This window comes from Vibrio litoralis DSM 17657, assembly GCF_000426765.1.
Classification (GTDB): domain Bacteria; phylum Pseudomonadota; class Gammaproteobacteria; order Enterobacterales; family Vibrionaceae; genus Vibrio; species Vibrio litoralis.
On the sequence record NZ_AUFZ01000017.1, the window covers coordinates 151,646 to 173,355 of the forward strand.

The 21,710-nt window shown below is 41.7% G+C and carries 19 protein-coding genes and 1 pseudogene; 7 read left to right on the top strand and 13 right to left on the bottom strand.

The features are described 5' to 3' along the window. Nucleotides 1-96 precede the first annotated feature (96 nt). The gene (gene rnb, locus K358_RS0106185; protein WP_027696002.1) at nucleotides 97-2,127 is read left to right on the top strand and encodes an exoribonuclease II; all 2,031 of its coding nucleotides are present in this window, start codon (nucleotides 97-99) and stop codon (nucleotides 2,125-2,127) included. An 80-nt stretch (nucleotides 2,128-2,207) separates the two neighbouring features. Here rnb and K358_RS0106190 read toward each other — a convergent pair whose 3' ends face one another. Further along, complete coding sequence (locus tag K358_RS0106190; RefSeq protein ID WP_027696003.1) at nucleotides 2,208-2,573, bottom strand: DUF3024 domain-containing protein; 366 nt, start codon at nucleotides 2,571-2,573, stop codon at nucleotides 2,208-2,210. Between the two features lie 168 nt (nucleotides 2,574-2,741). Between K358_RS0106190 and K358_RS0106195 the strand changes: the two genes are divergently transcribed. Beyond that, nucleotides 2,742-3,557 carry a phosphate ABC transporter substrate-binding protein gene (locus K358_RS0106195; protein ID WP_027696004.1) on the top strand — a complete coding sequence of 272 codons (816 nt, stop codon included), beginning with the start codon at nucleotides 2,742-2,744 and terminating at the stop codon, nucleotides 3,555-3,557. A gap of 83 nt (nucleotides 3,558-3,640) precedes the next feature. Here K358_RS0106195 and K358_RS18170 read toward each other — a convergent pair whose 3' ends face one another. After that, on the bottom strand, nucleotides 3,641-3,835 hold the full coding sequence (locus tag K358_RS18170; protein WP_038149890.1) for a hypothetical protein: 195 nt from the start codon (nucleotides 3,833-3,835) through the stop codon (nucleotides 3,641-3,643). 141 nt (nucleotides 3,836-3,976) lie between these two features. Between K358_RS18170 and K358_RS0106205 the strand changes: the two genes are divergently transcribed. After that, complete coding sequence (locus K358_RS0106205) at nucleotides 3,977-4,189, top strand: hypothetical protein (RefSeq protein ID WP_027696005.1); 213 nt, start codon at nucleotides 3,977-3,979, stop codon at nucleotides 4,187-4,189. A 111-nt stretch (nucleotides 4,190-4,300) separates the two neighbouring features. Continuing rightward, nucleotides 4,301-4,870 carry a PhnA domain-containing protein gene (locus K358_RS0106210; protein ID WP_027696006.1) on the top strand — a complete coding sequence of 190 codons (570 nt, stop codon included), beginning with the start codon at nucleotides 4,301-4,303 and terminating at the stop codon, nucleotides 4,868-4,870. 83 nt (nucleotides 4,871-4,953) lie between these two features. Here K358_RS0106210 and K358_RS0106215 read toward each other — a convergent pair whose 3' ends face one another. The 11 genes from K358_RS0106215 to K358_RS0106265 form a co-directional block, all read right to left on the bottom strand. Continuing rightward, nucleotides 4,954-5,163: a DUF3955 domain-containing protein gene (locus K358_RS0106215; protein WP_027696007.1), complete on the bottom strand. Its 210-nt coding sequence runs from the start codon at nucleotides 5,161-5,163 to the stop codon at nucleotides 4,954-4,956. A gap of 355 nt (nucleotides 5,164-5,518) precedes the next feature. Next, the gene (locus K358_RS0106220) at nucleotides 5,519-6,283 is read right to left on the bottom strand and encodes an FCD domain-containing protein (RefSeq protein WP_038149894.1); all 765 of its coding nucleotides are present in this window, start codon (nucleotides 6,281-6,283) and stop codon (nucleotides 5,519-5,521) included. 190 nt (nucleotides 6,284-6,473) lie between these two features. Beyond that, nucleotides 6,474-9,548 carry a glycoside hydrolase family 2 TIM barrel-domain containing protein gene (locus tag K358_RS18775; RefSeq protein WP_083962769.1) on the bottom strand — a complete coding sequence of 1,025 codons (3,075 nt, stop codon included), beginning with the start codon at nucleotides 9,546-9,548 and terminating at the stop codon, nucleotides 6,474-6,476. A gap of 345 nt (nucleotides 9,549-9,893) precedes the next feature. Beyond that, complete coding sequence (locus K358_RS19215) at nucleotides 9,894-10,019, bottom strand: FMN-binding negative transcriptional regulator (protein ID WP_156888693.1); 126 nt, start codon at nucleotides 10,017-10,019, stop codon at nucleotides 9,894-9,896. A gap of 204 nt (nucleotides 10,020-10,223) precedes the next feature. Then, nucleotides 10,224-10,700, bottom strand: coding sequence for a DUF2947 domain-containing protein (locus K358_RS0106235; RefSeq protein WP_027696009.1), 477 nt, complete (start codon nucleotides 10,698-10,700; stop codon nucleotides 10,224-10,226). A gap of 23 nt (nucleotides 10,701-10,723) precedes the next feature. Next, nucleotides 10,724-11,314, bottom strand: coding sequence for an HD domain-containing protein (locus K358_RS0106240; RefSeq protein ID WP_027696010.1), 591 nt, complete (start codon nucleotides 11,312-11,314; stop codon nucleotides 10,724-10,726). Nucleotides 11,315-11,323: 9 nt separating this feature from the next. After that, a complete protein-coding gene (gene tyrR, locus K358_RS0106245; RefSeq protein ID WP_027696011.1) occupies nucleotides 11,324-12,946 on the bottom strand; it encodes a transcriptional regulator TyrR in 1,623 nt (540 codons plus the stop codon). Between the two features lie 180 nt (nucleotides 12,947-13,126). Then, nucleotides 13,127-14,167 carry a YcjF family protein gene (locus K358_RS0106250; RefSeq protein WP_027696012.1) on the bottom strand — a complete coding sequence of 347 codons (1,041 nt, stop codon included), beginning with the start codon at nucleotides 14,165-14,167 and terminating at the stop codon, nucleotides 13,127-13,129. Between the two features lie 104 nt (nucleotides 14,168-14,271). Next, a complete protein-coding gene (locus K358_RS0106255; protein ID WP_027696013.1) occupies nucleotides 14,272-15,681 on the bottom strand; it encodes a YcjX family GTP-binding protein in 1,410 nt (469 codons plus the stop codon). Between the two features lie 203 nt (nucleotides 15,682-15,884). After that, on the bottom strand, nucleotides 15,885-16,079 hold the full coding sequence (locus tag K358_RS0106260) for a hypothetical protein (RefSeq protein ID WP_027696014.1): 195 nt from the start codon (nucleotides 16,077-16,079) through the stop codon (nucleotides 15,885-15,887). 152 nt (nucleotides 16,080-16,231) lie between these two features. Then, nucleotides 16,232-17,749, bottom strand: coding sequence for a fumarate hydratase (locus tag K358_RS0106265; RefSeq protein ID WP_027696015.1), 1,518 nt, complete (start codon nucleotides 17,747-17,749; stop codon nucleotides 16,232-16,234). Nucleotides 17,750-17,976: 227 nt separating this feature from the next. On the opposite strand from K358_RS0106265, the gene pabB reads away from it, so the two are divergent. The 3 genes and pseudogenes from pabB (at nucleotide 17,977) to K358_RS0106280 (ending at nucleotide 21,673) form a co-directional block, all read left to right on the top strand. Continuing rightward, entirely contained in the window at nucleotides 17,977-19,398 is a 1,422-nt protein-coding gene (gene pabB, locus K358_RS0106270; protein WP_038149897.1) for an aminodeoxychorismate synthase component 1, read from the top strand. A 31-nt stretch (nucleotides 19,399-19,429) separates the two neighbouring features. Beyond that, nucleotides 19,430-20,014, top strand: a pseudogene (locus K358_RS18180) (CoA pyrophosphatase); the annotation flags it as partial. Nucleotides 20,015-20,413: 399 nt separating this feature from the next. Continuing rightward, a complete protein-coding gene (locus K358_RS0106280; RefSeq protein ID WP_027696017.1) occupies nucleotides 20,414-21,673 on the top strand; it encodes an aromatic amino acid transport family protein in 1,260 nt (419 codons plus the stop codon). Nucleotides 21,674-21,710 lie beyond the last annotated feature (37 nt).

The window sequence follows — 21,710 nt, forward strand, 5'->3', positions numbered from 1 at the left end:
TTGTCTTTGTTTAAAGCAATACAGTGGTAATCCATTGGTGCAATCATTATAGTGTCACCAGAATATATCCCCTAAAAAACACATAAAGAATTTTCTATGTTTTCAGATAATCCGTTACTCGCTCAACTTAAACAACAAATGAAAGAAAACCTGCCTAAAAAAGAAGGGACGGTAAAAGCGACCGATAAAGCATTCGGTTTTTTAGAAGTGGATAGCAAGACGAGCTATTTCATCCCACCCGCTTCTATGAAGAAATGTATTCATGGTGACAAAGTTATCGCGATTATTCGTACTGAAAACGATAAAGAAAGCGCAGAACCAGATGAATTGGTTGAAGCTTCTCTTACCCGTTTTATTGCTCGCATTAAATTGTTCAAAGGCCGCTTAAATGTCGTGCCTGATCATCCACAACTTAAAAAGATCTCTTTAAAGGCAAAAGCACGCAAAGGGGTTAACCCTGAAGCATTAAAAGACGGTGACTGGGTTGTCGCACATCTTGTAGACCACCCTCTTGATAAAAATTCTGACAAAGATAACTTCTTCGTTGAGATCTCAGAAAAAATCACTGATGCCGATGACAAAATTGCGCCTTGGTGGGTCACGCTGGCACAAAACGATTTACCTAATTGTGAACCACAAGGTTTAGAAGAAGGCCAAGAGTGGCAATTAAAAGACGATGAAACTCTAGAACGCTTTGATCTGACAAGCACTCCATTCGTAACGATCGATGGCGCATCAACCAAAGATATGGATGATGCTCTTTATGCAGAGCAATTAGATAACGGTGATTTCAAACTGACTATTGCGATTGCTGATCCTACCGCCTACATCACACCGGATTCAGATATGGATGCAGTAGCCAGAAAACGCGGCTTCACTATCTATCTTCCAGGTCGCAATATTCCGATGCTGCCTCGTGATCTAGCCGACGATTTATGTTCACTCAAGCAAGGTGAACTGCGTGCGGCTTTATGTTGTAGCGTAACCGTAAGCAAAGATGGCGTGATTGGTGATGATATCCAGTTTTTTGCTGCCAACATTCAGTCGCATGCTCGTCTTGTTTATGACCACGTTTCTGATTGGTTAGAAACCGGCGCTTGCGCTGAATGGCAACCCAACGACACTATCGCCAACGTTGTCTCTACCCTGCATAAGTTTGCACAATCTCGTAGTGAATGGCGTCAAAATAACGCGGTGGTGTTCCCAGATCGTCCAGACTATCGTTTTGAACTGAGTGAAGATAATGATGTGATTGCGATTCATGCGGACATGCGTCGTACCGCTAACAAGTTAGTTGAAGAATCAATGATCACCGCGAACATCTGTGCTGGTACAGTTTTGAAAGAAAAATTCAAATCAGGCATTTTCAACACTCACGCTGGTTTTAAAGAAGATAAAGTAAAAGAAGTGATCTCACTGATTAACCCTGAAGGTGAATTACCATTTACTGAAGAAAGTATTGTGACATTAGAAGGTTTCAGCGCCCTACGCCGTTGGTTAACTACGCAAAATGAAAAGTACCTAGACAACCGCATTCGTAAATTCCAAGCCTACAGTGAAATTAATCATAAACCCGAGCAACACTTTGCAATGGGCTTAGATATTTACGCTACGTGGACTTCACCTATTCGTAAATACGGCGACATGATCAACCACCGCATGTTGAAAGCACTAATTGTAGATAAAGCGCCAGTGCAAACGCCAGATGAAAGCGTAGGTGCAGAATTATCCCTTTGCCGTCGCTATCATGGTATGGCAGAGCGTAACGTTTCTGATTGGTTATACGCACGTACTTTGATCAATGAACCAGAAAAAGGTACAAAATACCAAGCTGAAATCTTTGATATTAACCGCGCTGGAGCTCGTGCGCGTTTACTAGAAAATGGCGCGGCGGTATTTATCCCTTGTTCTAAAATTATCGATAATAAAGAACGTATTTCAGCATCGCGTGATTTAGGTACTATCGAAATTGACGGCAACCTTGAGTTTAAACTTGGGGATGTGATTGAAGTTAGCCTGCTAAGTGTCAGCATCGATAACCGTAACATCTTAGCGGTACCCACTCAGAAATTTGCACCACTGCTAGAGTCCGCTGAACCGGCTCAAGACGGAACCGCTTCTGAATAATTTTATCCGATAAAAACTAAAGGCTACCCATTTGTAATGCGGTAGCCTTTTTCTTGCTCGATATATTTTATTAGAACACCCTACTGCCATATACACTCTTCCGCATCTTTTTCGATAACCGATAATAAAAGCATCGGATTAGCGTGAGCAAAATGAACCGGATGTGGCAACCATTCAGGCTCAACCAAAGAAGCATCTTCAGCGCTGTTAATATACAGCTCCCACATTTCATGGTTTGCATCGTAATCTAACTTGGCGACTTCAATGGTGTGGCTACAGTGCAGTGAATCAACCGAAAAGACCGCGTTAGAAAAAATCAAAATTTTAGTGGCTTCATCACTGTCAAAACAAGCTTTCCCCTGGCCAACAGGCACACTGCCATTTCGATAATGACAAAGTTGTTCGCAACGCTTAAGTAATCGACGCCAATCTAATTCATTGATCATAATAGACCTCCATTATGAGTATAAATCACTCATCAGAATTTCACGTTGTTTTTATACATTATCAAATAACTAGCAACGATTTATCCGACACTTTAGTCACAAAAATGTCACACAAACGACATAGAATAATGACAAGTTTTATTACTATTAATCATATTGGAGAACTACATGTTTCGAGCTTTATTGGCTACCCTTTTATCTTCAGTGCTATTTGTTTCTGCCGTCCAAGCTAAACAAATCGTAGTTTCAGGTTCCACGTCTGTTACCCGAGTTATGGATGTGCTCGCAGAGAAGTATAATAAAAAACACCCAGAAGATTACATTGCCGTGCAAGGTGTAGATTCGACCGCTGGTATTATTCTTGCTGAAAAAGGCGTGGCAGACTTTGGCATGAGCTCTCGCTACCTAACGGAAGCAGAAGCCAACGATAAAGTTGCGATTGTTCCCATTGCTAATGATGGACTTGCTGTGGCAACTAATATCCAAAACTCAGTACAAAGCTTAACTCGTGAACAGCTAGCTAAAATTTACCTTGGTGAAATTAAAAACTGGAAAGAAGTTGGTGGAGCCGATCAAGCGATTGCAGTAGTCACTCGCGAAGCATCATCGGGCTCTCGTTATAGCTTTGAGACTCAACTAGGCTTAACTAAAATCGTTAATGGACAAAGCGTCTCGAATATTAACCCAAAGAGTTTAGTCGTAAACAGCAACGGTATGATGAAAACATTGATTAACAACAACCCACAAGCCATCGGATTTGTTTCAATGGGTTCAATTGATCGTTCGATTAAAGCCGTAGAATTAGAAGGCATTAAACCGACGCAAGAAAACATTGCCAACGGTAAGTACAAGTTAGCTCGCCCTTTCTTGATCATTTATAAAAAGGATCACCTAGAAGAACGTGCAGAGAAGTTTTTAAACTATGTTCTATCAAAAGAAGGACAGCAACTTATCGAAAGCTATGGTTACGCGACGATAAATTGATAACCTAATAATCCAGACAAAAAAAATAGCCCACATTTGATTACGGGCTATTTTCATTCAAACGGATATAGCATCACTTGGCACTATTCAGCCAATTGGCTTACGGTATCTGATAATGAATCACTACCGTTTTGAACACTATCTGCAGCATCTTCAATATGGTCATAAAAACTTTCCATATCGCGCAGATTCAACATATCTAAAATTTCATCTTGGTAATTGATGCCGATAGCAACACCAACGCCAATCAATACAACCCAAAAAACTAACTTACTCATATTACCCTTGCTCATTCCAATGGGATATTTGGCACCAATTTTACACAAATTAAACAATCCGTCCATAATTGTTGATATAACACTTACTAACTGGTGCTTTTCACTTAACCTCCCAGTTTTCTCAAATAAAGGATGGACCCTATGCAAACGTCACCTTCACATCAAATAGAAATCTCGCAAGACTCCGCATCCGATCAACTGGATAAAATTATCGAACGCATAGTAGACATGAACCCGAAACAACTCGCGAAAGTTCAACAATTTCTAGATGAAATGGCAGCCGTTCACGACTTTTCCTCTCCTGTATTAACCGAACAAGAAAAGATGACCTTAGCGAAAATATTTCAGGTATAAACCAACCTCAACGTCATAAAATGGCCTAAAATAGACATTCCCCTTTAAATTCTATGGATAACATGGATAATAGCGGCTCAAAATTAAACCCTGACCAAATTAGGTAACACTATGTCTACAGAAGCTACGCTACTAGAACGTTGCGAATCAAAATGTGAGCTTTGCTCTTCAACTTCTTCATTAGCGCCCTTAGCTGTTGCGCCGCAAACTCAAATCACAGTCGATTACGCAGCAATGCTTTGTGATACTTGTCGTGCACAAATTGAGTCACCAGAAGACATGGATGTAAACCACTGGCGTTGTCTTAACGACAGCATGTGGAGCCAAGTACCACAAGTACAAGTGCTAGCATGGCGTCAACTGACTCACCTTTCTCGTAAAGGTGAAACTTGGGCAAATGAATTGCTTGATATGATGTACATGGAAGATGAGGTCAAGAACTGGGCCGAAACTGGCATGGATGAAGATGAAGAAAAACCACGTGATGTAAACGGTGTTGAGCTTAAAAAAGGCGACGACGTGACCATCATTAAAGACTTACCAATCAAAGGTTCTTCTCAAGTAATCAAGCAAGGTACTGTCGTGCGCGGTATCAGCTTATCAGATGACCCTAAACTGGTATCTGGTAAAGCCAACGGCCAATCTATGTACATCATTGCTGAGTACTGCCGTAAGAAGTAATTACCACCAATATTACTGCATCAATAAAAATGCCGCTTCATTATGTGAAGCGGCATTTTTTGTTTAAGTGATGAAAGCTAGATTTAAAGTGACTTTCTATGTCTAAGGAAGGTAACAACCAAAGCCACCAGCGCCAGCAGCTGAAAAAGCCAAAATAAAGGAATAAGTGCAAATGGCTCAATTAAGATCCCCTTCTCATCTACATATGAACCGATGATGTTATAAGCAATTAAACACAACATACCGCTGATACAGAAAAGGAGGCTTATTTTATACTGACGGAGAAATTTCATCGGAGCCTCAATATTAGAAGATCTAACATATTAGATGTTTAGTAAGAATATATGGTCCACCCGGAATCCTCCCATTTTCATTTTTTATGATATTACCTAACTTATTCAGTCTAGCAGCCCTGGTCTAATCGAGGATGTTAATTGAACTTAGCCCTTTTTTGTGAGTGCTAGCTAATAGGTTTGAAATATTAGCGAAATGTTTTCATTTCGATTTGTTTGTTTTGAACAATCATGATGATATCTCCAATATTCATTGGCTTTGCTTTATCTGCTACGGTTTAAGCACCTTTAATCAAAGTAGATAACTGTCTTCTTTTCAAATTGAAGTGTCAGATCTAGTCGGGAACTAATACATTTAATCTGCATCTACAGATGGTGCTACATTAAATATAAAGCCATCAAAATTAGGGTCTTCGACATCTGAAAGCTCCATCAATCTATTTTTTACATTCTCTAGATGAACCCACATCGCATGGCCAGCGCCTTTGGAATCTTTTTGTTGCAACTTCATCAAAATCTTTGCGTGGTCATCATACCATTCACCTTGATAACCTTTGTCTCCAATCCTTTGATGAAGCTTCTGCCACATAGGACTACTCTGACGAGACGCCCACATTCCTTCAATAATTTCAATTAGTACTGAGTTCTGTGTCGCTTCCGCAATATATCGATGAAATAAACGGTCACCTTCAACATCATCTTTGCCTGTTTCTACTTCCATTTTTTCTTGGGCCAGAGCATGTCGCAATTTCAAAATGTCATTTTTTGTAACTAGCATCGCAGCTAATTCAGCAACCCGACTCTCTATAACCTGCCGGGCCTGTAGCATTTCAAAAGGTCCTACATGTTCTCCATGATAACGACCATCCTTCTCCAGTATGTATTTTTGTGATACCTCAGGTAACGACACTAAATAAATACCTGAACCTTTTTTTACTTCAACTAATCCGAAAAGCTCCAGCATAATCATCGCTTCTCGAATGACAGCCCGACTCACGCCCATTTCATCAGCGATCACCCTTTCCGAGGGAAGACGCTCTCCGACAGAAAATTCACCATCAGCCAATTTCTCAATCAACCTCTGACCGACTTCTTGGTATTGACGACTCACTGCTATCATTTGGTTCACCACTTACAATCTCAAACTTAAATTACGTTCTAATGCTATTATTAAATCATACTATTACACATGAGTACCAAATACGATGAGTTAGAAGTTTGGCAAACCAGATTTTGAGAGTGTTTTCAAACAAAAAGGCAGCCATAATATCATGGCTGCCTATAATTACTGTTGAATTAAACAGTAATTATTATTGTAAAGTATACTCTTCGCGGAAAGTCAGCCCCTGAACAATACGAGTAGCAATTACCTTATCACCGGCTTGTAAGGCGTCATTATCAACCGCTTCTACACTGATATTGACGTTTGTTGATGCTTTCTGCAACTCAGCAAGTAAACCAACCTCCGAGCTAATTCCCCCCAGAGTGATAGTATGATTTTCGTAATCGAACGCCACACCACTGCTGTAAATCATCCCACCGTAAACGCTGAGATCCGCAAGCATGATGTTCATCTTATTCGTCGTGAACGACACAGGTATATTATGCACATTCGCCACTTTTAACATCACGTTTTTATCAACCGCACCAATCGTAAAGGCTTCCTCAAACGGTGCCTCAGTCGGCTCCCAATCAGTAACACTAAGCACCTTCTCATAGTCGACGACTACCGTGTGAGTACCGATATCAAAGGTCGTTGTACCCGGGTGGTCAGTGGATGAATCACCACGTTTCATTACTACTTTATCAATGTAGTAAACCTGCTGCAGGTTAATGTCGATATCCAGTGGAGCAAAGTACATAGCAGCCCACATGGTATCGGGGTTATTGTCAGTTAGTCTATTACCACCGCTTATCGGAAGGTTGAATCCCGTGTCGGTGACTGGGCGAAGAAGCGATATGCTGCTATCAGCTACCACTGTGTAGTCACGCTTTACTCCTGATTCTGAGATCACGGTAACGTCATCACCAACTTCTACTGTGCCGACTTCAGTGTTTTTGTCCACCAATTGTACAATGGAACCAGATGGGATCTGCATCACTCCCTTAAGTTCTTCGACTGTCGCACCATGAGGAATATTGCTGATTATACCTGTGTAGATTTGGTTTTCCTCATCATCCATAACAGCAATAGAAATCAGAGCAGAGCTCAACGTATTTGACTCACTTGATATCCGAGTGAATTCGAAACTATCACGAACAATCTCACCCTGTGACTCGCCAATGACTTCTACTTGGTAAGTTCCAGGAGATAAATTTAGGTTATCCCACTCAAAGACCACACGGTTACTGTTATCATCCGCGTAGAGAGTTCCCTTCTCCTGCCCATCAATGACCAATCTTAGCTCATCAAGATTAGAATATGCCTTAATATAAGAACGTGTAGATTCTTCCTTTCGTTTGGATGAAATATGCACCATTGGCTTTTTAGACCACGCGGCCTGATACAAGAAGAAGGAGTCTTTTTTGATATCACGATCGTAGGTCACCATTCCTTTGTCGTTGCGTCCTTTGGTATCTCCTTCGTTACGCCACGTTACTGCAAAGTCGAACATATTCCAAACGTGAGTTGCCCACAGGTAAGGACGTTCTTCTATCTGAGCCAAATAACTCTCATGATATATGGCCGCGAACTCCTCACTATGATCTTGTGCTATCGGTTCATCTGTATGAATAAAAGGGCTAGCACCAACACCATATTCGCTGGTTCCCGTTACAATGTCTGGATTATCTTCATGGAATGAATCCATAAATTCGCCAAAATCACTCATTAAGCCAGAATACCAACCTTCGTATCGGTTCCAGGAAGTAATATCAACCGAAGATCGCAATGAGCTCTGATTATTGTCCGACTGCATCAACGACAGTGTTGTTAAGCGGTAAGGATCTACATCTAGCTCATGGACATAATCACTGATCTGCTTCAGCACTGCTGCAGTTTTTTCACCGCCTGCATCTGTTTCACCAGGAACGGTATTACCCGCACTTACTTCATTGGCAACTCCCCAGACACCGACTGAAGGATGGTTATAGTTTTGCTTAATCATCTCTGCTGTCTGGGCCTTAGCGCTACTCAAATAAGTTGGATCAAGCGAAACCCCGTTAATCAACGGAATTTCCACCCAGTTGATGAGTCCAAGTTTATTCGAGTACTCCATTGTATCTTGGCTATGAGGATAGTGAGATAAACGGATCGTGTTAGCGCCCATTTCATAAGCTAAGTCCAGACTTCTATAGCGCTGCTCCTGAGTTGTTGCCCAACCGCTATCCAAATAGTCTTGGTGCATCGCAACACCTCTCAATGGGTAAGACTCACCGTTCAAGAAAAAACCACGGTCCGGGTCGAAAGACATAGTACGAAGACCCAGTGGTTGCTTAACCTGGTCGAGCACTTTTCCATCTTTGATAACCTGAGCATATACACTGTATAAATACGGGTTTTTACGTCCCTGCCAAAGTACTGGGTTTTCCATTACTAAATCATCTTCAACGATTAACTTGCCTCCATCAGCAACTGAAACCTCGAGTGATTTAGTCTGGACGGTATTTTCGTCAGCATCCTGTATGGTAACCAATACCTGGCCGCTAAACGACTGTTCCGATTTATTCGCTAGATGTATCGCTAAATGCAAATCAGCCCTCTCCGCACTGACATTATCTTGACTAATATAAAGACCTGGACCACCAAAATCTTCGGCATCTATTGATACATCGCTTAATTCAAGTAAATTGACATCTCGGTAAAGTCCACCCCACCAGGTAAAGTCAGCACCATTATCTAATGGCAAGAAAACGTCACGACCAAAGTTATCTTGAGTATTATCTGCACTTAAACGGTTATCAACTTGCACGACGATCTGGTTACCGCCTTCTTTGAGTTGCTGAGTTACATCCATTCGAAAAGTAGAGAAACCACCGATATGCTTACCTACTTTAACCTCATTGACATACACTTCCGCGATCTGAGAAGCACCTTCAAATTCTAAGTAGTAGCGTTTATCCGCTTCAAGCTTCTCGATATTTAGTGTTTTTCGGTACGTCGATTCACCATAGAAATAGTCTCCGCCATTTTGACCATCATCCAAGTCCCATACGTGTGGTAAATTGACCGTTTCCCAACCACTGTCATCAAATTCATCATCGATTGATACGTCATCAGCATAGTTCATCTGAAAACGCCAATTATCAACGATACTTGTTTCAGAGCGGGAAGAAGAGGAAAAGTCGTAACTAGTATTCTTATCATCATTATTATTATCATCACAAGCAGTGAGCAAAACTACTGAACTCGCAAGGACAAAAGGTAGGTATTTCATCATTGGCATCCTTCCAAATATTCATTATTTACATAGTGGAATGGTTATAATTCACACCAACAATAAGATACAAACATAAAATTGGTTAGCCAATAAGCAACCTGATGGGATATTGATCAACCAATATAAGAAATATTTTTACCAATATGTGAGTTTAATCATAACTAAAATACTAGCTACCACGCTCACTATGCACAATAGCGCCCTCTGGGAACCCTCGACGAAATTACAGTGGTACAGGGATTTGGCCACCTAGTTAGAGGTAAATCATCTCATCAGTTAACAGGTGACACTATGACAAGACGTATAAGACGTATAAGACGTATAAGACGGCTATTTAGCGCAGAATTTAAGTTAGAAAAAATGATCCACTTCTATGCCCGATTCAGTGCTGACAATTAATGTTGCGAATGGGTAGTCATTAATAATCTGATGTAAATGTTCAATATTGCTTTGTTGGAAAACCTTTAGCTTACGCATGCTATTCCATGTGTAATGTGGTTCGGTTTAGATTTAGTTAACAATACCTGAAAGTCCAAATAGCTGACAAACTTTCATCTTTTATTTTCAGAACTTACACTTAATATTACTTCGTCATCTTTTACTAAGGCATTGATAGTTAATTTCTTAAAGCACAAAAAAAGCCGCCATATTGGCAGCTTTAATCAATGAACGTTTCACCTTTTACTCGGTACGCTGACCTAACTTTACTTTGCCATTGGTGTTGAACCATAAGGCTTCAGAGCGTCGTCGGCCTATTAAGATCGGGCCATCATCGAAAAATAAGAAGTTTTTCCAATGCTTTTTAAATATCACCCATTTGGTTTCGATGATGTTGTATTTTTCGTAGCAGAAGTAGACCGTTACGTCATCTTGCCAATCGATATGATCGAGAATTGCTTGAGGCAGCTCAGGTTCTTCGGCATCCCAAGCGGCGGACCAATCAATTTCATCAGACCAATTACTTGCTTTGCTTGGCCAGTCACCAGAGCTTAAACGGTCGGCATCTGGGCTTTGTTTGCTGATATTTTCAATCCATAACTGCGCAGCACGTTGCTGAGAAATTGGTGTGATATGCACCAAATCGCCTTCTGGCACAGGAAGAGATTGATGAGTGAAAATCCATTTTCTTTGGTATTGTTCCAAAGGGGTATACGACATAGTAACTCGCTTTGTTTAATTTTTTATTGGTCTTTCAACCAGCCATTCTTTACTGCTTCAGCGACGATCTGCTGTGCTTTTTGCCACAATGCTTCTGAACCATATTCAATTTTTGCATTAACGGTTAGCGCTTGGGTTTTGGTTACGCCATGTTCCATCCAGCTTTGACCATTATTATAGTAGTTCAGTAGCATTGGGATTAAACGATCGAGCGCTTTAGCAAACTTCGCTTCTGGGCTTTGTGCTTGTTCAAACTCTTGCCAGATAGCCATCAACTCTGCGCCCTGTTCGTCAGGCAACATACCAAACAATCGCTGAGCAGCCTTTAATTCATTTTCTTCTTGTACTTGTGATGCTGCAGTGTCGTACACAAACGTATCACCAGCATCAATTTCCACAATATCGTGCAGCAACAGCATTTTAACGACTTTGGTAATATCTACTGGCTCATTGGCATGTTCTTCCATCAACAATGCCATCATTGCAACATGCCAACTATGTTCTGCAGTATTTTCTAACCGCCCTTCTGCCGCTTTTATCCGAGTACGGCGTAGCACAGTTTTCAGCTTGTCGAGCTCCATTAATAATGCGAGTTGTTTATTAAGTCGTTCCACTATTTACCCCTATGATTTTCGAATGCCATAATCACGTAATTTATTTGCAATTGAGGTATGCGACACTTCCAAGCGTTTTGCTAACTTGCGACTGGATGGGAATGATTGGTATAAACGCTCTAATATTTGCGATTCATGTTTACGCATCATTTCATCAAGTGAACCATCTAGCGTAAAGCTCTCCGATTGTGTTTCAAATGCGGAACGGCTTGCTTGCAGTGTTGGCAGTTGAAAGTGCTCAAACTTCAATACATCATCATCAAGTTGGGTCATTGCGCGCAGCACTGAGTTTTCTAGCTGACGAATATTGCCCGGCCAAGGATATAGCGTTAGCTGCTCGATGAGTTGCTCATCATAACTAGGCACTTTTAAACCAAGTTGCTGAGCATATTTGGCGACAAACATATCTACCAGCGGCAATACATCACTACTACGCTCACGTAAAGATGGAATGCTTAAATTCAATACGTTTAAACGGTAGTACAAATCTTCACGAAATGAGCCGGATTGGGTGAGTTGTGATAATGTTTGTTTGGTTGAAGCAATTACACGAACATCGACGTGCATTTCATTTTCTTCACCTACTCGACGGAATGAACCATCTTGCAAGAAGCGCAGGAGTTTGATCTGTAGATGTGGGCTCATCTCGCCTATTTCATCAAGAAAAACCGTGCCTTTATCGGCTTGTTCAAAAATACCTTTATGACCAATGTCGTTATTAAACGCGCCCGGTGCATTACCAAACAATTCGGTTTCTGCCGCATCATCAGGCATAGAAGCACAGCTAAGCACTAAGAATGGTTCATTGGAGCGATGAGAGCGGTTATGACAAGCACGAGCCAGCATTTCTTTACCAGTACCAGTCTCACCTTCAATCAATAACGGTTGATCTAACATGGCTAGTTTTTTCGCTTGAGACACCAAGCGTTGATGGTGATTCGATACACCAACAAAATGCTCAAAGCCTAATGGGTTGTAATCTGGTACAGCCGTTAGTTTCGTTTCTGAATGCACAATAGGTTTTAGCATGATCACAGCACTGGCAAGAATCGCTTCACCCGAATCACTGTGGATCATTACTGGCATCACATCCATTAGATAGTTTAAGCCTTCAATGGTGATCTTATCGCGATAGCGCAGTAAACCTTCATCAAACTTATCTTGCTTAGGTTTTACTTCTCCGCTGGCTAATGCTTTAAACCAAGGCGCAGATTTTAGTTTCGGGATGTAGTGAAAAATACTGTATGTCTGGATTTCTTGGACGGTCACTTTAAACAACGCCAGCGCGCAGAAGTTCGCCATTTCAATATCCCCTTTCAGGTTTATCGAAATGACCGGATCAGGCAGTGTATCTAGAATCGCGTTTAGCTCTGTGCTCTCGCGTTCACTTGGCATAAATGGAATTTTTCGAACATCAGTTACGCCTTCGATTTGACGAATTTGCGCCATCAAACCACTAAAAGTTCCAAACTCAACATCGGGACAATTTAAGTAGATGATCCCGGGATCGCCGACGTGAATGCCTCGAGTACTTAACTCAATGCCACGTAGGTCGATATTTTTAGAAACTAGGATATCTAGCAGTTCACGAGTAAGACCAAGACGGTCTTGGCAAAGGACTTCTAAACGCACGGTTCTATTCCTGAAGAGGTGTCACGAAAAGTTGACAGTAGTTTGTTGTATGAGAGGAGTTTCGTCAAGGAACTTAGTTAACAATTACTTATTACGGGTTTGTGCTCACAGACTTCAGTCAATCTATGAACACAAACTCGATGTATCAACGGATCTTAGAGGCTTATACGTAAACGATCTTTATTTTTTCTCTTCTGATTTCCCTATCACTCGCCCAACCACAAGCTTACGAATCTCACTCAAGCGAACTGCTTTATCTTTTCTCCACGGCAATGGGCGAAGTAACGCCATCGCTTTTATCCCTAGGCGCCCAGTGAGAAGGCCAACGCCAATGCCTTGCGCGGCACGGGTTGAGATCTTGCCGGCAACGCTTAACGACATCATGTTAGTACCAACATCCACCGCCAATTCACTTGCACCTGCGGCAGCCATGTTAATGAAAACGAGTTTAAGCAAGCGAATACGAGACCAGTAACCAAGTTCAACCCCGTAGATTTTGCCTAGCTCATCAATCATTTTAAAGTTACGCCAAGCGACCAGTAGCATGTCGGCTATCGCAAGTGGACTCAACGCCACCAACACCGCAGATTCGGTTGAATAACTAGCAACGACTTTTTTTGCCTGCTTGTCTTGCAGCGCAACCACCATGTCATCATAGAGCTCAATCACATCGGCATCGTTATGGTTATCGTTCACCGTTTTAGTCCAACGGTCATAACCAGCATGTTCAAGCGTCACGCCTGCTTGCGAAGCAAGATCATCACAAAATGGCTTGGCGCTACCGGTTTTATGAGAATGAATTAAATCCATGGCCAATTCTTGGCTACTCAGTTGTTTACGTAGCCTACGTAGTTTCCATAACTCTTTAACCGTAGCCCCTATACCAAGTGAAGCTAAGGCCGCGATAAAGCCTGTCCAGCCAAGCGTTAGCCAATCCGATTGTTGGTAGGCTTGCAGAACATTATGCACGCTTTGCCAGCCGACTAAGCCGGTAAAAGCAAGCACACCACCTGTCACTAACCAGCGTTTTTTCGAGCGAGGACGAATGATATTGACCATTTCATCTTCTATTCTCGTCTCTTCACCCACATCTAACTGAGCTTGAGACATAGGCACAAATTCAGTGGCGTCATCAAACTTCACTTTTGCGCCCATTTTCTGGTAGGCCCGCTGTTGGTCAGCCGATTGCTGGTAAGCAGGATCTGAATTTAACGCATCCAATGTTTCTTGTTGGTCGTCTAGTTTTGAATCGGAAGACTTAGCTTTACCTTGCTGTGCTTCACTCTCTTTATCGCTATTGAAGATAATTTTGTGTTTATAATCGCTCATCGTAATTTATCCCCTAACAAGAACTGCAACACCTTATCCATACGAATATGCGGTAATGCTTGGTCATGAGGTATTTTTAATGGCCTAAATTCATAGAACTCGAAGCCATTGCCCTGCCAGTAGTCTTTTTGTGGTAGTTTTGGCGGTACTTCACCGGGAAATAAGGTCAGCGTTTCTTCTTCCAATGTAGTGCCTTTAACCGCTTGGAAGGTCTTATCACCAGACGAAGCATAGCCAGGCATAGTGGCTTGAATTGAAGCAAGGCTGACACATTCCATGTCGATGCCTTCATAAGACACATGCTGCCATGCTTCATGTACCAGTTGTTGCAACAAAGACACCATATTGACATGTTGATCTGGCGTCACATGATCGGCTTTGGTGGCTGCAAACATTACTTTATCTATGTTGGCGGAGAACAAACGCTTTAATATCGAGTTGCGACCATATTTAAAACTTTGCATCAATTGGCTGATGGCTCCACTCATGTCCATGAAAGAATCATATCCAGAGTTTAGAGGCTGCAAGCAATCCACCAGCACGATTTGTCGATCAAACGAAGCAAAGTGCTCTTGATAGAAGCTCTTCACGATTTTCTTTTTGTATTCGTTAAAACGAGATCGCAGCATGGCATAAGCTGAATTTCGTTTAATTTCTTTTAGTGGTTTGCCATGTTCATCCATTTCCAGTTCAACTGGGAAAAATTGCAGTACTGGTGCGCCAACCAGTTCTCCGGGAAGAACAAAACGACCCGGTTGAACCCAATGAAGTCCTGCATCCTTACAAGCATGCAAATAGTCAGTATAAGATCTGGCTAGTTCAGCAACACGGTTTTCATTGGCGGTTGCAAGACTATCGAAATGATTTAACTTCAATAGCCATTCTTTCGCCAGTTTCGAACGTAATTCACTCCCCGCTTTCTCGCCTCTTAAAAGCTCAAGCTGACTTTGTGACCATTGCTCAAAGCTCATATCCAATAACGGAAGATCGAGTAGCCATTCGCCAGGATAATCGACAATATCAAGATACAACGTTGAAGTACTTTTAAGTAAACGTCGCGCGCCCTTTTTTGGTTTAAAGCGAATCGCTAGACGAATTTCACTCACATCACGAGTAGGAACCGGCCATTTAGGTGGTGTTGAATGCAGTTGTTCAATAGCAAGATCGTAGTCAAATCTTGGCACCATTAAATTAGTTTGAGGAATACGTTTAGCACCGAGCAATTGTTTATTACGACTCGGTTCAAACAACGGCAGATTATCTTGAGTTGAGCTATTTAAAAGTTGGTTAACCAATGAAGTGATAAAGGCGGTTTTACCTGCGCGAGAAAGACCTGTCACCGCGAGGCGCAAGTGTCGGTCTAAGCTACGTTTAACTAAATCATTTACTTCTTGTTTGATTTTCATTCACCACTCCACATACCAAAGTATGATTAAATCATATCATATTTCGTTAAAATCAATATCTTCAGCCGCTTACATTGACTTCATCTTAACCAAAAACCAAATGTACTAAATAAAGTACCAAAAGCAAATGTACGAAAAACAAAGGCCCGTATTTTATCAATACGAGCCTTTGCGTTATTAAATCAAATTTTAGCTGAAGTGAACTAGTCTTCTTCTATCAACTTATAGATGATAAACAAAGATAGCTCTAGTAATAAGCCAAGTACCACTGTCATCACTGCAAACCAGTTATTGGTTGTATCAAAAATCGCAATCCCATGCAGGATCATCTGGATACCAACATAACCACCCACCACTACAGCAATTAAGATCTGCAAAATCTGTACAAAACGTGGCATAAAATCTCCTAAATATTCAGCCTGTTATATTGAAACTATAATCAATTTAGCGCCATTAGTCAGGAAAATTTTGCTAATAGGTTGAAATAACCTTGTTCAAAAAATAACACGAAGCGTAGCGCATTCGCACCACGCAACTCGTTACCTAGACGTTATTTTTCCATTTCAGCAATTTTTACTTTCCAAGTATCAGGACCGATTTGGTGAGCATTCGCACCAGTTGAATCGACCGCGACGGTAACTGGCATATCTTCGACTTCAAACTCATAAATCGCTTCCATACCAAGTTCTTCAAACGCGACCACGCGGGCTTTCTTAATCGCTTTCGCCACCAAATAAGCGGCACCACCAACGGCCATTAGATAAACAGACTTGTGTTTTTTGATAGATTCTACGGTATCCGCGCCACGTTCGGCTTTACCAATCATCCCCATGATGCCGGTTTCTTCTAGCATCATATCGGTGAATTTATCCATACGCGTTGAGGTTGTCGGGCCTGCTGGGCCAACGACTTCATCACCTACCGCATCAACTGGGCCAACGTAGTAGATGAATTTATTTTTAAGGTCGACACCGTCTGGTAAACCTTCGCCGCTTTGTAGCATACCTTGGATACGTTTATGCGCCGCATCACGACCAGTTAAGATTTTGCCAGATAGCAATACCGTTTCACCAGTACGCCACTGGAGAACATCTTCTTTAGTGATCGTATCTAGGTTAACTCGACGAGTATTTTCGCCCGCTTCCCAAGTGATTTGAGGCCAATCTTCTAATTTTGGTGGGGTTAATTCTGCAGGGCCAGAACCATCAAGCGTGAAATGTACGTGACGAGTTGCCGCACAGTTTGGAATTAAGCAAACTGGTTTAGAAGCGGCGTGCGTTGGCGCGGTTTTGATTTTTACATCCACAACGGTGGTTAAACCGCCAAGACCTTGCGCGCCAATACCCAGTTTATTCACTCGGTTAAAGATATCTAAACGTAGTTCTTCTTCCGCATTTTGTGGGCCGCGTTCAATCAATTCATGGATATCAATGTGTTCCATCAAAGATTCTTTTGCCAATACCGCCGCTTTTTCAGCCGTACCACCAATTCCTATGCCTAGCATACCCGGTGGACACCAACCCGCGCCCATCGCCGGTAGCGTTTTCTCTACCCATTCTGCAATATCATCGGATGGATTTAGCATCACCATTTTGGTTTTATTTTCAGAGCCGCCGCCTTTTGCCGCGATTTGGATCTCTACTTTATTACCCGGCACCATGTTGATGTGTACGACACCCGGCGTGTTATCTTTGGTGTTGATACGCTTGCCCGCAGGATCAGAAAGCACGGAGGCGCGCAGTGGATTGTCCGGGTTGGTATAAGCTTGGCGAATGCCTTCATCGACCATTTGCTGAACCGTCATATCCGTTTCATCCCAACGAACATCCATACCAATATTGACAAAACACGTCACAATACCGGTATCTTGGCAAATCGGACGGTGCCCTTCAGCGGCCATACGAGAGTTAATTAAGATTTGAGCAATCGCATCTTTCGCGGCTTGGCTCTCTTCCTTGTGATAGGCCTTTTCAAGCGCCTGAATAAAATCCATTGGATGGTAGTACGAAATATATTGGAGAGCGTCAGCCACACTGCTGATCACATCTTGCTTACGAATGACGGTCATACATGCCTCTACACATTACATTATTATAATTGGAATAAAGACTGGCGATAGTGGATAGTCATAACAGTGACAGTGTCACCCTGATAACCAACAAATCCTTGTTTGGGCGGGATTTTAACTAAACCAATCAATTACCGATTCACATACATTGCTTAATCTGGAATTATGATACTCTTGCTCAGCATTCGATGCCACGTAACGATTGAACCTTTGTCACACTTTATAGAATGAAAAAGCAAAATAATCCCAATATGACTCAAAACAACTCAAGCACACTCCAAGACCGTATAAAGATTAAACACATTCCTTATGCGGAAGGCTTAGCTAAGCATTATTTTGCTACTATCAAGCATCTACCTTGGGCAATGCTGTTACGCTCAGCCGCAGACGGCCACCCCAATAATCGCTACGATATTTTAGTGACTAACCCTATTGCCAAGTTACTTACCCATGGCAATGTCACGAGTATTTATCAAAAGACGGATACCAGCGAGTGGCAAATTCAAAAATCTGAAGATGATCCATTCACACTACTTGCTCACTACCAGCAACAATTACTGCCGGCACAACCAAGCATCGATGATGTCCCTTTCATTGGCGGCGCTTTAGGTTACTTTGCTTATGATCTAGGTCGTCGTGTCGAACAGATGCCCTCTTTGGCAGAACACGACATTCCCACCGCGGACATGGCCATTGGTTTATATGAATGGGCATTTATCGTTGATCATCAATTAAAACAAGCTTATTTCGTTGGGCAGAATATCGAACAGCATCATGCTTGGTTAGAGTCACAACAAAGCCTACCGACTAAAGCTTTTGCATTAACCTCTGAGTGGCAATCTAATATGACCAAAGCGTCGTATATTGAAAAATTCAACGCTATTCAAGAATACCTACGCTCGGGAGATTGCTATCAAATCAACCTTGCACAGAGATTTAGTGCTGAGTATCAAGGTTCAGAGTGGTTAGCCTACCAAGCGCTGGAACAATCCAATCACGCGCCTTTTTCTGCGTTTATCCGAACTGATGAAACCATATTAATCAGTATTTCGCCTGAACGCTTTTTAGAACTTAATCAAAACGTGATTGAAACTAAGCCAATCAAAGGCACTCGCCCACGTTCAAAAGATGCAAAACAAGACAAGCAATTAGCCGAACAACTTAAGAACGCAGAGAAAGATCAAGCAGAAAATTTGATGATTGTCGATCTACTACGTAATGATATTGGTCGTGTGGCCAAACCCGGCTCGGTCACCGTGCCTGGGCTATTTGCAATTGAAAGCTTCCCGGCGGTACACCATTTAGTCAGTACTATCCGTGCTATACTCGATAAAGATCAATGTGGTAGCGATTTACTCCGCGCCTGTTTTCCTGGTGGCTCGATTACTGGCGCGCCAAAAATTCGTGCGATGGAGATCATCGAAGAATTAGAGCCTCACCGCCGTAATGCTTATTGTGGAAGTATTGGTTACATCAGCCGTTGCGGCCGCATGGATACCAATATCACGATCAGAACTTTAGTGGCATACCAGCAGCACCTTTATGCTTGGGCTGGCGGTGGTATTGTTGCCGATAGCGAGGCTGAATCGGAATACCAAGAAACGCTTGATAAAGTCAGTCGGATTTTGCCAACATTATCCAGCCTGTAATCTGTAAACACAGAAAAACCGACAACAAGGAATGTTTATGAAAAAAGAAGATTTACTCCGTCAGTTTTCATTAAACATTCCTGCTAAATACCAGCCTGAGAGCTTATTACGAGTGGCTCACTTAGACCCTGAAAAGTTAAGAAAAGCGGCGGTTTTGATTCCTTGTGTCGATCGTCCTGCAGGTTTATCGGTCATACTGACTAAACGTGCTTCCCATTTAAAAAACCATCCGGGGCAGATTAGTTTCCCCGGTGGTAAATTCGAATTTTTTGATCACTCACTTGCCGATACTGCGATAAGAGAAGCGCATGAAGAAATTGGTTTACACCCTAGTCAAGTGAACATTTTTGGCCAACTACCAGAACTTACTACCATTAGCCGCTTTAATGTTACCCCTTTCATTGCCTTTGTTGATGATGGCTATCAAAGTAAAATTGATAAAAATGAAGTCGATTATATTTTTGAAGTACCTGCGAGTTACTTATTTAATCCCGATAACCTTTACAGTAAAAAGATGCAAATTAAAGGCTCAACGCATCGTATCTTTGCCATCAATTATCAAAGACATTTTATATGGGGCGTCACTGCGCAAATCATTCAAGCTTTGCAATCCCAGCTGTCTATTAAAGATCTAGCAAGCTATTCCCCATCATCGACCAATAGCCGAATAGTTTCTCAATCAAACCTTCAACAACAATCACTACATTCCGCTGTTTAGTTAACCATTTTCTTATTTTTACCTGTGAATTAATTTTCACATTTCCTTCTTCAGAGATAAGTAGTTTGCTTTAACTGCTGCTCACCATTTAAACAACGCCCAGATTCGCATAAGAATATTCACAACTTCGGATAAGTTTATTTAATCTTAGTCGCAGTTTTTTCGTGACACAGCGCATGTTATGAAACACGAACCTCTTGTTACTGAAATAAATTGATATTGATCCTATTTTTATCTCTAAAAAACGGCATAATCCCCGCCAATTCTTCCTGTTCCCCAAATTTTAGAGAATTAATTATGAATACTAAAACCATTAATGCTGTAGCTGAGGATATTCAAACCTCGAGTAAATGGACTTACCAAGATTTTTCTTGGGTACTATCTTTATTTGGCACCGCCGTAGGTGCTGGTGTGTTATTTCTACCTATTAAAGCCGGTGCTGGTGGCTTCTGGCCATTAGTCATTTTAGCTTTAATTGCTATGCCAATGATTTGGCTTGCTCACAAGGGTTTAGCGCGTTTCGTACTGTCTGCCAAAAACCCAAATGCAGATATTACCGATACGGTTGAAGAGCATTTCGGCAAAACGGGCGCAACCATCATTACCTTTGCTTACTTCTTTGCTATCTATCCAATCGTGCTTATTTATGGCGTAGGCATTACTAATACGGTCGACTCTTTCTTAGTCAACCAACTTGGTTTTGAGTCGATTCCTCGTTGGTTGCTTTCTGGCGCTTTAATTAGCTTGATGACTTGTGGAGTTATCTTTGGCAAAGAGCTAATGCTAAAAGTGACCTCACTGATGGTTTATCCTCTTGTGTTCATCTTATTAGCACTATCTGTTTTTCTTATCCCTGAGTGGAATACTTCAATGGCTGAAGTCACGCCAAACTGGGCTGAAATGCCAAAAATCATTTGGTTAGCTATCCCAATTATCGTATTCTCATTCAACCATAGCCCTATCATTAGCCAGTTTGCTAAAGAGCAACGTCGTGTCTACGGTAATGATGCAGTCAAGAAAACCGACATGATCACTGGCGGTGCAGCAACAATGTTGATGGCATTCGTAATGTTTTTTGTATTCTCTGTTGTGCTTTCTTTAACACCAGAACAACTAGGTCAAGCTCAAGCACAAAACATCAGTGTATTGTCTTACTTAGCCAACATTCACTCTTCTCCAATGATTTCTTACCTAGGCCCTATCGTGGCATTTGCCGCAATCACTTCAAGCTACTTTGGTCACTTCCTTGGTGCTCATGAAGGTTTAGTTGGTCTAGTGAAATCTCGCTCAAAAGCGTCTGAAACAAAGGCTAACAAAATTTCATTACTCTTCATTGTATTAACTACATGGGTCATTTCAATCATCAATCCAAGCATCCTCGGTATGATTGAATCTATGGGTGCACCAATGATTGCGGCAATCCTGTTTATTATGCCGGTTTATGCGATGCGTAAAGTGCCTGCAATGGCGAAGTTTAAGACATCATCTTTTGCACAAATCTTTACAGCTATTTGTGGTGTTGCAGCGATTACTTCTGTAATCTACGGCTCCTTCTGAACTATGATGCTATCGTTATAAAGAAGTCGACTATAAT

Coding starts and splice junctions, on each gene's coding strand:
- rnb (WP_027696002.1), top strand. CDS start 97: ATGTTTTCAGATAATCCGTTACTCGCTCAACTTAAACAACAAATGAAA.
- K358_RS0106190 (WP_027696003.1), bottom strand. CDS start 2,573: ATGATCAATGAATTAGATTGGCGTCGATTACTTAAGCGTTGCGAACAA.
- K358_RS0106195 (WP_027696004.1), top strand. CDS start 2,742: ATGTTTCGAGCTTTATTGGCTACCCTTTTATCTTCAGTGCTATTTGTT.
- K358_RS18170 (WP_038149890.1), bottom strand. CDS start 3,835: ATGAGTAAGTTAGTTTTTTGGGTTGTATTGATTGGCGTTGGTGTTGCT.
- K358_RS0106205 (WP_027696005.1), top strand. CDS start 3,977: ATGCAAACGTCACCTTCACATCAAATAGAAATCTCGCAAGACTCCGCA.
- K358_RS0106210 (WP_027696006.1), top strand. CDS start 4,301: ATGTCTACAGAAGCTACGCTACTAGAACGTTGCGAATCAAAATGTGAG.
- K358_RS0106215 (WP_027696007.1), bottom strand. CDS start 5,163: ATGAAATTTCTCCGTCAGTATAAAATAAGCCTCCTTTTCTGTATCAGC.
- K358_RS0106220 (WP_038149894.1), bottom strand. CDS start 6,283: ATGATAGCAGTGAGTCGTCAATACCAAGAAGTCGGTCAGAGGTTGATT.
- K358_RS18775 (WP_083962769.1), bottom strand. CDS start 9,548: ATGCCAATGATGAAATACCTACCTTTTGTCCTTGCGAGTTCAGTAGTT.
- K358_RS19215 (WP_156888693.1), bottom strand. CDS start 10,019: ATGCGTAAGCTAAAGGTTTTCCAACAAAGCAATATTGAACATTTACAT.
- K358_RS0106235 (WP_027696009.1), bottom strand. CDS start 10,700: ATGTCGTATACCCCTTTGGAACAATACCAAAGAAAATGGATTTTCACT.
- K358_RS0106255 (WP_027696013.1), bottom strand. CDS start 15,681: ATGAAAATCAAACAAGAAGTAAATGATTTAGTTAAACGTAGCTTAGAC.
- K358_RS0106260 (WP_027696014.1), bottom strand. CDS start 16,079: ATGCCACGTTTTGTACAGATTTTGCAGATCTTAATTGCTGTAGTGGTG.
- K358_RS0106265 (WP_027696015.1), bottom strand. CDS start 17,749: ATGACCGTCATTCGTAAGCAAGATGTGATCAGCAGTGTGGCTGACGCT.
- pabB (WP_038149897.1), top strand. CDS start 17,977: ATGAAAAAGCAAAATAATCCCAATATGACTCAAAACAACTCAAGCACA.
- K358_RS0106280 (WP_027696017.1), top strand. CDS start 20,414: ATGAATACTAAAACCATTAATGCTGTAGCTGAGGATATTCAAACCTCG.